Raw genomic sequence first — 14,863 nt, 5'->3', positions numbered from 1 at the left:
GCATCTCGAGCGCGGGTTCACACCCGGTGCTATACCGCCTGCTCCGGCGTCCGGCTCAATGCTGAATCCGGCGACGTTCGATTTTCAAACCATCTCAGAAACGGTCGCGGGAGCTTGGGTTGAGAACGTCGTACGCGGTGATGCGGCGCTTGAGCCCGCCTTCATAGCCGCCGCCCAGCGCCTGGTCGAACGAGGGGCGGTCGCGATAAGTTCGACCTGCGGCTTTTCTGTTCGGCATCAAGCGGCGGTGGCGGCTTCGGTCACAGTGCCCGTCGTGATGTCAAGCCTGCTGTTGTTACCCACATTGCTTCGTCAATTGCCGAAGCGCGCCAAGATCGCCGTCCTGACTTATGATTCGACCTGTTGCAGCGAAGATCTGCTCGGGATCGATGATCGGGCGGAGCTGGCCAGGGTCGTGATTGGCGGCATCGAAGGGGGCAAGTTTTGGCATGACGAGCTCAAGCGCCCGGCGCCGCCGCTCGACGTCGCCGCGATCGAGGCAGATGTTGCCGCGTGCATCGCGCGTCTCCGCTCAGCCCATCCGGAGATCGCCATAATTCTGTTCGAATGCGCGGCGTTTCCGATTGTTGCTCCGGCGATCCGCCGCATCACGAAGCTCCCAGTTTACAGCATCACAGACCTCTGCCGACTGACAATGGCATCGACGAGTTAATATTGCTCGTAGCACGTAGCGCTTCGCCACGCGCTTTAACTCGTGAAAGGCTCCACCAACGTATTAGACGTCAGCCGTCCACCGTCGTCTTGAAGAATTCGCGGACGAAATTCGCGCTCAAGGCACGCTTGATCGGAGACACCGGTAGCGCCGCCAGCACAAACAAAGTCGGCCGATGTGCTGCACAGACGCACGGATACAACTGTAATCCGGCAGTTAATGTTTGGCTGATGGAGAATGTGCGGACGAAGACGCCTATACCGTCCCGAGCGGCCTCTGCACAAACTTTTATGGCTGAGATTCAGTTGCGCGGCTCGAGCGGGGCATTCGCCGAGCTCGGTCACGACAGCATCTAGGTGACGCAATCAGCTGCGAGACACAATGCCTGGTATCTCTCTTCTCAAGAGTTCACGGTCTGCGACCTACAGTGCTGGCGGCTGTGAGGCGTGAAACGCCTCCAGGCTTTGGGCAACTATCTTGCGCCTCAAGCAAGCGCGCAAAGGGACCCGCCTACAGGACCGGAAAGATGTCCAAGAGAGCGCGCGAAAGCTGCGAATTCGTTGGCCACGAGCGGAATATCCACGAGGGATTGGCATTCACCGGTGAAAACCTGTTTTTCGCCGTCGCTATTATAGTTCGAGATTCCTTTGCTAGGTTTGAGGAGGAGAGACCATGTTTCGCGATGCCTCGGATGAATGGGAGATTCGCTGCGATTTGGCTGCGGCTTATCGTCTGATCGCTCACTTTGGCATGGACGACCTTATCTCCACGCACCTGTCAGCGCGCCTACCTGGGGACGCCCATCGTTTCCTGCTCAACCCCTACGGCATGATGTTCGACGAAATCACGGCCTCCAGTCTCGTCGTTGTCGACCCGGACGGGCATGCGCTTCAGAAAGAGGACGAGGCTAAAGTAAACAACGCAGGCTTCACAATTCATTCGGCCGTGCACATGGCTCGTCATGATGCTCATTGCGTAATTCACACGCACACCTTGGCAGGAATGGCCGTTGCGGCTCAAGAACAAGGACTGCTGCCATTAAACCAAAAATCGATGTGCTTCTACGGTGGCATTTCTTATCACAATTACGAGGGCGTTGCGCTCGATCTCAACGAGCGCGAGCGTCTCGTGCGCGATCTCGGGGACAAAGATGTCATGGTCCTAAAACACCACGGCTTACTTACAGTTGGCCGTACCGTGTCCGAAGCCTTCCTCAACATGTACCTTTTGGAGCAATCGTGCCGGGTCCAGATCGCGGCTATGCAAGGTGGACACAAAATCGTCCTGCCGTCGGACAGAGTGGCCGCTCATACGGCGGAGCAGTTCCAACGAGAGGGCTACAATAGGAACCTTCGGCCCTGGACGGCTCTCAAGCGCCGCCTCGACCGGATCAGCCCCGATTACGCGACATGATAGATTTTGAACGTCTGGGATAAACGTAGAGCCCGAGGGAATTGTGTTATTCACGTTTCATTCCAATCCATCGGTCTGCTGGTGCGCGCGCGCTAACACCCGCTCCCTTTTCCGGCCTCCAGTCAATGCGAGGCGACTAGTCCCTCTCTTTTATTCAAGGTTGAAACGCCATCCGCGGATGCCCGCCATTGCCTGTCGCGATTGAGAAGGCGCAAGCAGGCTCAGGACCTGCTTGCTCGAGCAGTCGGCAGGCAGCTGCGATGCAGACCCTCTCCCGCTGCATCGCCACACACCCAGCGGGTTCAAGATCTGGAGAGAGCCTAAGGTCGATTAAGACTCCAGGCGACAGCGCAGGACGGTCGAAGGTTCACGGAGCCAGCACCGTCTCGACGACGTTCACCCAATAGCCGATGCCATAAGGCAGGGCGTCGTCGTTGAAGTCATATGCCGGGTGGTGCAAGCCACCTGTCGATCCGTTGCCAAGAAAGATGATTGCGCCCGGCCTTGCTTCAAGCATGTAGGCGAAATCTTCCGAGCCCATCCGCGGGCTTATCTTCTCATCGACGCAAGCCGGTCCAACCAGCTTGCGCGCTGCTTTGACCGCCAGATTAGTTTCTTCCGGATGATTGATCGTGACCGGCGCGGACCTGCAATACTCGAATTCGACATCTGCGCCAAATCCCCGCGCTATGCCTCGCGCAGCCGCAAATATCTGCCCTTGTGCGAAGTCGCGCAGGCCGGGCACAAGAGTTCGAATACTACCCGCCAGCTCTACCTGATCCGGAATGACGTTGTAGGCCTGAGCCGCGTTGAGTTTGGTGACGGATATCACGAGCGCCTCCATCGGGTTTGTGTTCCGAGAAACCAAGGTTTGTAGGCCGACGATGATCTGTGCGGCGATGACTACCGGATCGACGGCCTCATGAGGCTTGGCGGCATGGCCGCCCCTCCCCTTCACGATGAGGTCGAACTCGTCGAGAGCGGCCATGATCGGACCTGCGCAGATGCCGAACTTGCCGACTTCGATTCCCGGCACATTGTGCAGGCCGAACACCTTGGTTATTGAAAAACGATCCATGATTCCTGCCTGGACCATCCTTTGGCCGCCCACTCCATTCTCTTCAGCGGGCTGGAAGATCAAGGCGACCGATCCCTTGAAGCGCCGAATCGTCGCAAGGTATTTCGCGGCGCCTAATAGCATGGCCATGTGACCATCATGCCCACAGGCATGCATCTTTCCCGATACTTTCGAGGACCAAAGCTTCTCGGACTGTTCTCGTATCGGCAGCGCGTCCATATCCGCGCGCAATGCGATTGTCGGCCCGTTTCCACATTTGCCGTCAATCAAGGCGACGATACCAGTTTCAGCTATCCCCGTTTCGACATGATCAACGCCGAAAGAAGCGAGCTTCTCGGATACAAATCTAGCAGTGTTGTAAAGCCGATATTCCAGCTCGGGATTCTCATGAAGATGGTGGCGCCAAGCAGTTGCCTCCGCCAGTAAATGTTGGAACGCTTCAATGCCATTCATGTGGAGCCCACAGCATGAAATAGGTTGTGATCTGTACGGCTGAGCACTTCCACGCCAGAGTCTGTGACGACCACGTGCTCGCTGCAGCCAAACAGATGACCGTTTTCCCCAAACAGAATAATGGGAAGATGAAAGGTCATTCCCGCCTGTAAAATCTCCTCCGCGGCAGGCTCCAGGCTGAGGTTTCCTCGTTCTGTCCAGTGGATGCCACTTTGGTACCCGGTACGATGGCGAAAAGCGCCCCGGCGTCCAGATTGCTCAATCACCTTGCGCGCGGCAGCGTCCACGGTCTTCGCGCTTACGCCAGGCTTAATCGCGCCAATGGCTGATTCGAGCGCTTCAACCGAAAGAGCGTACAACGTTTCGGCCTCACGATGCCGACCAAGCACCGCGCTGCGGACCAGCCCTGCGGCATAGCCGTGCTTTACGCCGCCGATCTCAATCATGGCGGGTTCATTGTTTCGGAGTGCGTGTGGGGTCGGGACACCGTGCGGCATCTTCGTCCGATCACCGAACACGAGAGTAACGGATCGCCATATTTCGCCGCCAGCTTTGCTGGCTTCTCCAACTATGGCTGCATACGTTTCTGTTTCGGTCACGCCTTCGCGAACCGAGTTCCGAAACAAGCGCACTGCGAGATCAGTTATCGCCATTGCTTGACGCATCACATCGAGCTCAAGGGGGCTTTTGACTGCCGCGACTGACGCAACCAAATGGGAGCCGTCGGCGACTTTCATGCCTGGACACAGTCCTTGCACTGCACGCACATCGGCCGGTGCCAGATTCCAACATCCGAGTTCGAAACCCACTCTCTGATCCTGCAGCCGATGCTGGCGAAGAACCTCCGCACAGGTCTTGGCAACATCGCCAGGGTGTCTATAACAAACGACCTCATCGACGCATCCTTCGGCGCGGACAGCCTCGGCATCGTACTCTCTTACAACGAGAACCGGCGCATATCCCGGTGCTAGAATCAACGGGAACGGAGCGAAGTACCCACCAAATCCATGATAGCCGGTGAGATATCTGAGGTGGCCGATAGCGGTAACCACAATTGCATCAAGTTCGGCGCGCGCTACCGCTTCAAGCACCTTCTGCTGTCGATAATCGTACTCCGACTTTGGGAATGGAGGCCCCGCCCAAGGGATTTCCGAACCTGTCGCTGTGAGCATAGAAATCTCCATTTTCGGCCATACTGCGCCTTCCTCTCTCGAGCGCCTTCTCGACAAAACTCTGCGATTGGATAGACGCAGTCTGATTCGTGCCCGGCGGCGCCAGCCCTCAGCAGCAAACACTGAAGCGCTCCGAGGCGGGCGTAACAACTGCCGGGTTTAGTAGTTTCAGAGCTGACGCTAAGCATTCGGGCGACAGTCAGCCTGGCGAGGATCATGTCCCAGCCAAGACCAATGACGACAAAGTAGCTAAGGTCAGTCTTGCTTACGACATTTCAAACCGAAAAGCTTTGTGAAGCACCTCAACCGAGTCAGTACGCCGCCTGAGTTGGCGCGATGAACACTGCGGTTATGCCGGGCGTCCGTACGATGGTGCAATGCGGCGCATGGCAGGCATTGCCCTGCCGAAAGTGGATTGGCCAACGGCACGGTGAATGTGTTTATGGATGGAGTAAGGTCCTAACACCGCAGACTTCATCGCAGGATGACGGGTCCTGAGCGTCGGAAAGACCGTACCGACAGTCACCTGCCAATCGGAAACGATGTGATTCTCAAATGGTGGTTGAGCCACTCCTTTGTTCTCGGCAAGGCACGCTAGCAAGCAGCATGGACGGGCCACTTGTCGCTCGCGCGCTCAAGCCAGGCTTTCCCGCACTGCGCAAGCTCAGCGTCGCTCGCGCACCGAGCCCTCCTGGGCGACCGAAGCCACCAGCGCGCCGTCGCGGGTAAAGATCAGCCCACGAGCGAGGCCACGTCCGCTCTGCGCGCTTGGCGATTCCTTGGCATAGAGCAGCCAATCATCGGCACGGAAAGGACGATGAAACCACATTGCGTGGTCAAGACTTCCGGACAAAATGCGTCCATCGAACAGCGTACGCCCATAGCGTGCCATCACGGCATCCAGCAGCGACAAATCCGAGGCATAGGCCAGTGCGCAAATGTGCAGCGCCGGATCATCGGGCAGCTTTGTCGCGGCCTTCATCCACATATGAACTCTTCCGTCCTCGATCTCCTGGCCAACATACCGGCCGATCTCGACGGGACGAAGCTCGACCGGACGATCAGGTTCATAGTAGCGGCGAACAATTTCCGGTAGATCCGGATATAGTGATTGCTTCGACAACTCTTCGGCTGCGAAATGCTCCGGCCCTGGCACATCCGGCATTTTATCCTGGTGTTCGAACGCGCCTTCCTCACCCTTATGAAACGAGATCATGACCGAGACGATTGCGCTACCGCGCTGCATCGCCGTGACGCGCCGGGTCGAATAACTTTTACCGTCGCGTAGGCGCTCGACCTTGTAGATCAAGGGCACCTGCGGATCGCCGGAGTGGATGAAGTAGCAATGTAGTGAATGCGGCAGTCCGGCTTTGACTGTGCGACACGCTGCAAACATCGCTTGTCCAATCACTAGGCCGCCGAATACCCGTTGCTCGCTTGCGTTCGGACTCTTGCCGCGAAATAGGTCGATCCCGACGGGATCAAGGTCGATAATGGCTGCAAGGTCAATCCGACTTTTTTGCATTCAAGAGGCTCTTAGCTTGTTCAGTGTCACCGCTGAAGCGGTGCGATCATGAGTCCCAGCGCCTTGAGGCTTCGAGAGATGAAACATCCTCGTTAGCGAGAAGCCGCGTTTGAGGTCCGGTGTTCGCACTGCTCGCCGCGCAGCACTCCATACGTGCGACAGCTCACGCCGCCCAGCTTTCGATAGGCTCAGCGCCTGTACCGTCGTTTAAGTCTAAAGCAATCGGCATGCCGCCCCGCACATCAGCTGATCTAGCAAGAATGAGGAGCTTCTTGTGCCGTCGATACTGGTCCACTGTCAGCGATGGTTCCGGACCTGTCGTGAACCAAACAGCTGGGATACGATTGGTGTATGTAAGATCCGACGCGACAGCTTATTCGAGCTGATTCCCAGAGTGTCAGGTCTTACCCGCTGCGGCTCAAGGGGATACTTCACCGGGGAAGACATAGGCGGTGCGCTGAATTCGACCATCTCGCCAACTGAACGATTCAAACTGAAGGCGCGCAGGCCTTGCAGCATGGATCGCATATTGTCGCCCATGCGCGCGATGAGCCGAAATGGCCTCCCTGAGACCCGCAGTTGAAGTGCTCCGAACGCCTCAGGTTCGTTGCGCGGCCCATCTATGGGGACGTTGCCGCGGACCTTTCATGCAGGTCGGCAAGAACCGCCAAACGAGCGCGACAAACTCGCCGCCGAATAGGTACAAGGAACGGCCCAAACCCTGCTCAGTGTAGCACCGTCTGCCCATTCTTGACGACCGTAACCCGACGCTCTCTTACGCAAGCTTCGAAAGAGATCGAATTACCGTCCTTCCAAAGATTGACGGTAATAACTTCTCCCGGGAACACGGGTGCCGAAAAGCGGGCGCGATGACGATGAAAAGCAGACGGATCGTAGTCGGCATAGCTCTGCAGGACGGCTCTGCAGGTCAGCCCATACGTGCACATTCCGTGCAGAATGGGTCTTGGAAAACCGGCTCGACAGGCGAACTCCGGATCACTGTGCAAGGGGTTTCGGTCGCCAGAAAGACGATAGATCAGGGCTTGGTCAGGTCGGGTCGGGATATCGAGTGATCTATCCGGTGCTCGGCGGGGCACCTGGTGCGGCTCCGGCATCCCCTCCGATGGACCGCCAAAGCCGCCGTCACCTCTCGCGAAAGTCGACGAAAGGATTGTGACGATCTTGTCGCCGCCACCATCTCTGACCACCACCTCGTTCTGAATGATCGCGCCTTTTTCCTTACCCTTGTCATAAATTCCTCTCACATGGGCGTCCGCCGTCACGTTCGCCGCGACGGGCATCGGCTTGTGAAACGTAAGGTCACGTTCGCCGTCAACGACCATGACGCGATTGAGGTCAATGGCTCCGGGGCGTGCGCCCCAAACACAGACGGAAGCAAACGTCGGGATCACCTTTAATGGCTTCGAAGCTGCAGATGCTTCGTTGACAAATTGTAGCTCCTCTTCGTTCAAAGGATCTGAGCCCATGCCTACTCCAAGCGCATAGAGCATTACCTCCCTGTCAGTCCAGGAATAGGGAGCTCCAGAGGTCCTTAAGTTCAGTGCAGCGGGATAGTCGAGCGGCATCCGAGCCTTTCTACAGTTTCGTCCAGGACACGCGCCGGCGGCTCAACTTGAATGCGCTTCGTGGGGCGACCGGCGTACCGCACTCGCTCCGAGCCCGTGGGCTAGAGCGCGTGCGTTATACTTCATTGTTCGGGCAGATCATCAAGCCAGCAGGCTGTCGGGACGTGCGGTCGGGAAAAGATCTTCCCGATCTTCTCGGTAACTTTATTCTGGTGGTAGCGCATATACACCCGGCCATCCTGACCTAAGTCCAAAATCTCTATTTTTCCTGTGTAATGGGACATGATGTATTTAAACGTCTTCTCAATCCCGCTCAGACGCTGGTTGATGCCGCGTACAATCTCTAGTCCTCGCCGCAGTGGGACTTGGAAGTGTGATGCACCCTTCACCGGCCTCGCCTGAAATAAGTAGTAAGGTCGCACTCCGATTTCGTGGCATTTGGCGAAGGTCGCGGCCAATATCTCGGGATCGTCGTTGACTTTGGCGAGAAGCACGGACTGATTAAGGAATTGCACGCCCTGTGCTCGCAAAGCGCGAACTTTGCGCTCCGCGCCGGATGAGATCTCACCTACGTGATCGAAATGCGCGACGATGATTGGGGATTTCCCCGCCTTGTGGATACGCTGGAATAGCGCCGGTAGAGCGGAGTCATCAAACCGCTTTGGCGCATAGGCTAGCATTTTTGTGCCAAATCTGATCGACTTCAAATGCTTTATTGGCAGCAGATGGTCGACGATCCTGTTCAGATTTGACGTGCTGAGCACGAACGGGTCACCTCCGGAAAGGAGTACGTTCGTCATCTCAGGATGGCAAGCAATGTATTGCGCGACCCGACCGAAGTCGGGTGCGATTTCATCGGAAGCTTTGCCCACTATACGCTTGCGAAAACAATAACGACAATATGAACCGCAGCGTTCTGTCACCAATAATAAGCCGGTCTGTGCGTACTTGTGCTGCAGTCCCGGCACGACCGTGTTGTCGTGCTCGCCGCTCGTATCCAAGGTGCCTGGGCTCTCGAACTCCTGGACTGATGGCTCGACAATGTACTTCAGCTGATCGTAGTAACCGCTTTTGATGATCTGTTCGCGATAGGACTTTGTGACATGATAAGGCGTGACGTTGTTGACTTGCAGTTCATTCTCGCTAACCACGCGCGTTTCTTCAATGAACTTCAACACGTGTGCTCTGCAATCCAGCGAATTAGCTGTGGTTTCCATTGCCGCACCTCGTGTGCCCTTATCATCGCGGTTCATTCAATGCGATCTATACAGCATCAACAGTGGATCGATACCTACCTAGTGTGGTGAGGACGATCGGTCTCGAGAGTTGAGGAAGGTGCACCGGTACTCGCCTGATGTCGGCGCGCTGAGGTTAGCGGCGCTATAGCGAAGCTAAGTCGCAGCCTGAAAGCGTGTTGAGATCGACTTGAAGCGTGGGGAGATCGCCAAATCAGGCAGACCGTGATTCATCCTCAAGGCGGGGAGCAGGCTGGCGGGGGTGTCGCATCGGCGGCTCTTCCGATCTGGGGGAGCGAGGCCGTGGTTCAGGGCGGTCTTTCAGGCGGCACGGATTTTCCAGGCTCGGTATCGCGAGCGCGATCCATCGAGTGTGGAGTTCAAGGAAACGCGCCGCTCAGCAGCTTTGCCGACCGGCGCTGACCGACGTTCCGCGCTGAAGCGGCACCGGGGATTGGCTAGCTGGAACTGCGGCGTAGCTGATGGCGCGTCGTTACGCCTGGGCCGGTATCAGCCCACGCGCCATCGGCGATGCGCCGAACGGCCATTCGAGGACAACCACTTCCTTGCGGCCTCACCTGTAAAGGGCTGACTGCATCTTTTGTGCGGGACGACCGATCAACCGAGTATTTCCCGGCCAATGTCTAGCAAATCCTCCTCCCCGTGCTGCGCCAGCGCCATGCTCCCGATCTGTCGAGCCAGAAGAACGAAGAGGGCCTGCCTCATCTCAGGCGCGGGCCTACTATTCCTGCCGCCCTACAGCCCCGGTCTCAAGCCGATTGAGATGGCATTCGCCAACCGCAAAGAACTGTTGCGGCAGGCCCAGGCCACAGCCGCAGCACCCTCTGGATCTCATCGGGCGACCCTGAACATGTCCACTCCTGAAGAACGTGCCAACTACGTCCCTCATTGCGGATACAATCCGCTTTGATCGCGACGGGCTCCAGCGAGCCGCGCAGCATGCCTAAGATATGCGAATAGCGCGCCCAAAAGAAGCAGATTGCCCCCGCCGGTTAGCCGTTCCTGCGGGATGAGCTCGAAGGCCCGGCTCCGCTCGACATTGCAGGGCCGCAACTTAGTCTTGGACCGCTATCGTCTTACGAAAACCGGACGCGCACAAGCTAGGCAGCCTCAGCGGCCCGTGATTTCAGCCTCTTGATGTGCGGTACGCCGCCGTCAATCGCAAGCTGGTCCATGGCCCAATGAGGACTGCCGATCTTGTTGACGGGATACGTCTCAATCGCGCGATTGTCCCAGATTGCGACGTCGCCTGATTTCCAGTTCCAGCACGAGGTGTTCTGCGGGGCGGTGAGATAGGATTCCAGAAGTTCGAACAGCCTTTGGCTGGGATAGCGCTGCAGGCCGACAAAGTTCTGCACGGAACGGCCGAGCGAGAGCATGCGTTCGCCAGTCTCGGGATGGACACGAACGATCGGATGTGCCGTTTCGTAGATCGCTCCGGTGGATACGTCCTCCAATGCCCGCCTCGCGGCTTCGTTGGCCCCCTCCGTCGCAGTGTGATCGAATGCGGCGAAGCGCACAGCCCAGAGGCTATCGGCAAGCATCCTCAGCGGATCGGGAAGGTCAAGATAAGCGGCCACCGAGCTTGACCAAGCGATCTCGCCGCCGAAAGGCGGGATCGCTGCACCTCGCAACACTGAAATTGCCGAGCGGGCGGCACTGAAGACGTCGGGACTGAAGACGTCATCACCGTTCATCTGATCGACATGATCGCAGGCGCCATCAGGGAGCGTCTTCCGGATTGTTAAGCCTCCCTTTCTGTCCAGCATTGTGGGATTCCGTATTAGTGAGCCAAGCCGGAGCACAAAACGCTGTTGCTGGGCATCATCCAGATGTCCCTGATCACGGAAGAAGATGAGCTTATGCTCTAGTAGCAGCCGGTTAATGGCTATGATGGCCTCGTCGGACAAATCGTCTGACAGCGTAATATTCTTGATTTCGGTCCCAAGCCGGTCCGCGTGCTTGACGATGTCTGCTCGCGGAATGACGTTATCAACGGTCATTGTGCCACTCATGACAGCCCCTTTCTCTGTGGATGTCTAAACAAACTCCGTGTTTGTTGGTCACGTCTGGCGATAAACGCGACAAAGCCGTCTTGATGACACGCATGCGAATTGTCTAAGCGGCGGGTGACCCACGCCGCGCAAGTAGCGGGCTGAATCTTTTTACAAACACTATCATCTTAGGATCTGTCTCCCTCTGCGTGCGGACACAGCCAGTGCCCCTCCATGGAAGGACTTCGCATATAATGCCACCAATCGATTTGCGGCCTCGTCAACGGTACAAATCATAGATCCAATCCATGTCGAGTCCATGAAACGAAATCAGCTTTCTTTTCGAACTTGAGTAACGTTCGCCTCGTCTCCGAACTCGTCCTTGGAAAATCTTCGAATAACGATTGCGTCGTCACCTCACGCGACCGGCACGGCCTCATCCGCTCGACAAGAATCGAGCTCATTCGCGGCCTGCGCTCGCGAGGCGCGATATGACAGGACGCCTCGCTTCGACAAAATTAATTCTATCTTAGAGTGTATTCCTAGTCTATAACGACCTGCGCGAGCTGCAATCACTTCCTCGCGACTTGGAGTTGTCCAATGCGCGTGGTCTTTCGTCGGCTGGTCTATCGGGTTGCTCTTCTTGCCGAGCAGGAAAGCCGCGTAAAATTTTAACGCTGCAACTCCCATTGCAGCTAAACAACGGGCTCAATCCCTCGATTTGCGAAATCTGCGCGGGTGACGGAATGCAAGGTCGTCCGGGCTGTGACGTGCGTTTTTGCTCTGTCCAGGGGCGGAGATTTTCCTCAAGGAACGCAGATTGTTTTGGCTTCCAGGCAGTTGTCCGCAGAGAATAGAAACAGAGCGCGGGACCGCGCAGAAAATACTGTGCGGCCCCGAGACAATGCAGCGAGTTCGCGCGCTCAAATTGCAAGCCGCACTTTTTGAGCAGGCTATTTTGCCCCTATTGGCAGCACGACGCCGACGGCAGCGTCGGATCTAAGATCATGAGCGGGGATCTATCTTCCTAATGATCGCTCTGTCTCTATCGCGTCTAGCAACTGTAAGGCGCGTAAGCATGCTCGCACACGCACAAAAACTGCGCGCTTTTAGAGAAGGCGATGAAAGAATGCACCAGCTGCGCAACAACCGCCCACGCGGCCGAGCCATCATGTAAGATGCGCACCATCGAAACAAAGCCGTTTCAAAAAGCTGAGGTTCGTCACAGGCCGCAGGAGAATCCGTTAGGCTTACTTGCATGTGCAGACAAAGCTGCTTGTAAGCAGCTCGCGCCGTGCGAAATAGTGCTTCGAGTTTTGCCGGTCCGCCTGGCAGATCGGTCTCATGGCCGCTTAAGATAAGGGCTTCAACCGGAGGGGCATTAGCAGCTTGGCTCCGCGCGATGAAGAAAGGACGCGGACCAAAGCAGCGTCCAATTTGGGCGCTCTCATAAAATTGAACGACGCCTGGTTATGTGCGGATGGCTGTCTCATGCTGAGCTCGGTGGAGTGGACGATGTCGCAGGAGGCTTGGAAATGACCCGGTGGATGCTTCGGAGTGGGACTAGTGACTTCGGTAAAGGCGCAACTATCCGGGGCCTGGACCAACCAATCTGGCTCAACACTGAGCAGCAACAACTTTGACCAGAATATAGGCGCGATCTGTGGCACTTATTACGAACAATGCAAGCAGCTGCTGCGATCAGGGTGCGCCTCAAGCGGCAACCTGCTGGCTAGCTCAGACCAATCAAGGCTAGCCATCAGGTTTACCGTGAACTTTGCCGGATGCGGACCGACGACCGTTTGGACGCTCAATAGTGCGACGGGCTTTCAGGGCCTATGGCTGCTCTCGCTCGCAGAGCCGGTTGTATTGGAATGGTATCAGCGCCGGCTCTGACACCTTCACATTCAAGGCTGGCGATAAGGCAAAGTACGTTCCAGCGGCGTCGTGACCGAGAGTAGCGCAGGCGAGAAGCTCTCGAATGCGAAGAAGAGCCCGAAGGTAAGCGTAGCGCCGAGGCCCTTTGGATTGTTTGTGCGGAGTCTTGAGAGCACCGTTAGAAGAGTCATCTTCTGGAAGGGTGCTCACAATGGACGACCAATCTGACGACATAAGACGACCGTTGTCACCGCGAATTGAAGTGTTCGCTGGCGCAGGTCGCAAGCGCTGGCCGGATGATTTGAAGGCACAGATTGCCGCGGAAAGCCTCGAGCCGGAGGCGGTTGTCACAGACGTCGCCCGTCGCCATGGCTGCCGGCCCCAGCAGGTGCATGACTGGCGGCGCCGGGCGCGTTTGGGACAGTTGGTGCTGCCGGCTTCGGCGGAGACGCTGTCGTTCGTGCCGGTGCTATCGGAATCGGCGCTACCGGCGTTCGCAGAGCCTGCCGGGTCGCCGGAAGCAGCCATTGTGACGGTTGAACTCCAGGGGGCACGAGTGGAGGTGCGAGGGACGCCTGGCCTTGCTGTGTTGAGTGATGTGTTCTTGGCGCTTCGACGGACACGTTCATGCTGACGCCGCCCGCGAGCCTTACGATTTACGTGGCGACGCAACCTGTGGACTTCAGAAAAGGTGCGGAGGGCTTGGCGCTGTTGGCGCAGGAGACGCTGGGCCATGACCCGATGAAGGGCGTGGCGGTGGTGTTCCGTGCGAAGCGCGCTGATCGGGTGAAGATTGTCGTCTGGGATGGCAGCGGCCTTGTGATGTATTGGAAGCGGCTCGATGGCAGCGGCTTCAAATGGCCTCCCATCGTGGCCGGTGTGATGCGGATGAATGCCGCCCAGCTGTCCGCGCTTCTGGCCGGCATGGATTGGACGCGGATGCACGCGCCTCGAATCCCGCAGCCGAAAGCACTTGCGTAGGACATAAATCTTCGCTGCATCGATGCGCGAAGCATGGCAGACTCGGGCCAATGAGTGATTTGCCTGATGAGCTGCCGAGCGATCCGGCCGAGTTGCGTGTCTTTGCCGCGGCTCTGCTGGATCGCTGCGCCAGGCTCGAGCGGTTGCTCAAGCTTGCAAAAGATGCGCAGTTCGGTCGATCCTCGGAAAAGCTGGACGCTGATCAGCTCCAGCTTGTTCTGGAGGACATCGAAGAGGCCGTCGCGGCTCTCGAAGCAACTGAGGATCGCGCCAATCCCAGAGCCCGCGAGAAGAGAACTGCCAAGCGCAGAGCCAACCGTGGTCAGCTACCGGAGCATTTGCCGCGCATCGTCGAAACCCTGCTGCCGGCTGCAACCTGCTGCCCGTGCTGCAAAGGCGATCTCGTTGAGATTGGTCACGATGAGAGCCAGAGGCTCGACGTCGTTCCGGTGCAATACAGGGTGATCGTCACCCGCCGGCCCAAGCTGGCCTGCCGCGCCTGTCATGGCGTCGTCCTCCAGCACGCTGCGCCCGAGCGATTGATCAAGGGGGGATTGCCGACCGAGCGTCTCGTCGCGCATGTAATTGACGCCAAGTATCATTGGCATTTGCCGCTCTATCGTCAGGCGCAGATGCTGGCGACCCACGGTATCGCCATCGACCGTTCCACGCTCGCCTTCTGGGTCGGCTACGCCGCCCAGGAATTGAAGCCCTTGTGGCATCGTCTGCGCCAGCTTCTGCTCGCCTCTTCGAAGCTCTGTGTCGATGAGACCCCGCACCGGTGTTGGATCCGGGGCGCGGCAGGACCAAAACCGGCTACTTCTGGGCGCTCGCGCGCGATGACAGGCCCTGGG

Annotated in this window: 11 protein-coding genes and 1 pseudogene; 6 read left to right on the top strand and 6 right to left on the bottom strand. The window is 57.5% G+C overall.

Annotated elements, in window-relative coordinates:
• Nucleotides 1–58: 58 nt before the first annotated feature.
• Both GA0061098_RS46640 and GA0061098_RS40270 read left to right on the top strand, forming a co-directional pair.
• Nucleotides 59–673, top strand: coding sequence for an aspartate/glutamate racemase family protein (locus GA0061098_RS46640; RefSeq protein ID WP_347337562.1), 615 nt, complete (start codon nucleotides 59–61; stop codon nucleotides 671–673).
• 672 nt (nucleotides 674–1,345) lie between these two features.
• Nucleotides 1,346–2,086: a class II aldolase/adducin family protein gene (locus tag GA0061098_RS40270; protein ID WP_091967178.1), complete on the top strand. Its 741-nt coding sequence runs from the start codon at nucleotides 1,346–1,348 to the stop codon at nucleotides 2,084–2,086.
• Nucleotides 2,087–2,453: 367 nt separating this feature from the next.
• Here GA0061098_RS40270 and GA0061098_RS40265 read toward each other — a convergent pair whose 3' ends face one another.
• The 6 genes from GA0061098_RS40265 to GA0061098_RS40240 form a co-directional block, all read right to left on the bottom strand.
• The gene (locus GA0061098_RS40265) at nucleotides 2,454–3,617 is read right to left on the bottom strand and encodes a M20 aminoacylase family protein (RefSeq protein ID WP_091967176.1); all 1,164 of its coding nucleotides are present in this window, start codon (nucleotides 3,615–3,617) and stop codon (nucleotides 2,454–2,456) included.
• Complete coding sequence (locus GA0061098_RS40260) at nucleotides 3,614–4,789, bottom strand: M24 family metallopeptidase (RefSeq protein ID WP_245323925.1); 1,176 nt, start codon at nucleotides 4,787–4,789, stop codon at nucleotides 3,614–3,616. The genes GA0061098_RS40265 and GA0061098_RS40260 overlap by 4 nt, the downstream gene beginning before the upstream one ends.
• 664 nt (nucleotides 4,790–5,453) lie before the next feature.
• Complete coding sequence (locus GA0061098_RS40255; protein WP_091967172.1) at nucleotides 5,454–6,314, bottom strand: acyl-CoA thioesterase; 861 nt, start codon at nucleotides 6,312–6,314, stop codon at nucleotides 5,454–5,456.
• A gap of 725 nt (nucleotides 6,315–7,039) precedes the next feature.
• A complete protein-coding gene (locus GA0061098_RS40250) occupies nucleotides 7,040–7,900 on the bottom strand; it encodes a MaoC/PaaZ C-terminal domain-containing protein (RefSeq protein ID WP_091967170.1) in 861 nt (286 codons plus the stop codon).
• 122 nt (nucleotides 7,901–8,022) lie between these two features.
• Nucleotides 8,023–9,117, bottom strand: coding sequence for a KamA family radical SAM protein (locus GA0061098_RS40245; protein WP_129591074.1), 1,095 nt, complete (start codon nucleotides 9,115–9,117; stop codon nucleotides 8,023–8,025).
• Nucleotides 9,118–10,256: 1,139 nt separating this feature from the next.
• Nucleotides 10,257–11,159 carry a TauD/TfdA dioxygenase family protein gene (locus tag GA0061098_RS40240; RefSeq protein WP_245323922.1) on the bottom strand — a complete coding sequence of 301 codons (903 nt, stop codon included), beginning with the start codon at nucleotides 11,157–11,159 and terminating at the stop codon, nucleotides 10,257–10,259.
• Nucleotides 11,160–12,707: 1,548 nt separating this feature from the next.
• On the opposite strand from GA0061098_RS40240, the gene GA0061098_RS47590 reads away from it, so the two are divergent.
• From GA0061098_RS47590 to tnpC, 4 genes and pseudogenes are all read left to right on the top strand, one after another.
• Nucleotides 12,708–13,046, top strand: a complete 339-nt coding sequence (locus GA0061098_RS47590; protein WP_091967165.1) for an avidin/streptavidin family protein — start codon at nucleotides 12,708–12,710, stop codon at nucleotides 13,044–13,046.
• A 193-nt stretch (nucleotides 13,047–13,239) separates the two neighbouring features.
• The gene (gene tnpA / locus GA0061098_RS40230) at nucleotides 13,240–13,662 is read left to right on the top strand and encodes an IS66-like element accessory protein TnpA (protein ID WP_091967163.1); all 423 of its coding nucleotides are present in this window, start codon (nucleotides 13,240–13,242) and stop codon (nucleotides 13,660–13,662) included.
• Nucleotides 13,656–14,009, top strand: coding sequence for an IS66 family insertion sequence element accessory protein TnpB (gene tnpB, locus GA0061098_RS40225; protein ID WP_091967161.1), 354 nt, complete (start codon nucleotides 13,656–13,658; stop codon nucleotides 14,007–14,009). Before tnpA ends, tnpB begins: the two co-directional genes overlap by 7 nt.
• A gap of 50 nt (nucleotides 14,010–14,059) precedes the next feature.
• Nucleotides 14,060–14,863: pseudogene (tnpC, locus tag GA0061098_RS40220) on the top strand (IS66 family transposase); the annotation flags it as partial.

It is taken from the genome of Bradyrhizobium shewense (assembly GCF_900094605.1).
Lineage (GTDB): Bacteria > Pseudomonadota > Alphaproteobacteria > Rhizobiales > Xanthobacteraceae > Bradyrhizobium > Bradyrhizobium shewense.
This window is presented reverse-complemented; position numbering and strand designations above follow the sequence as displayed.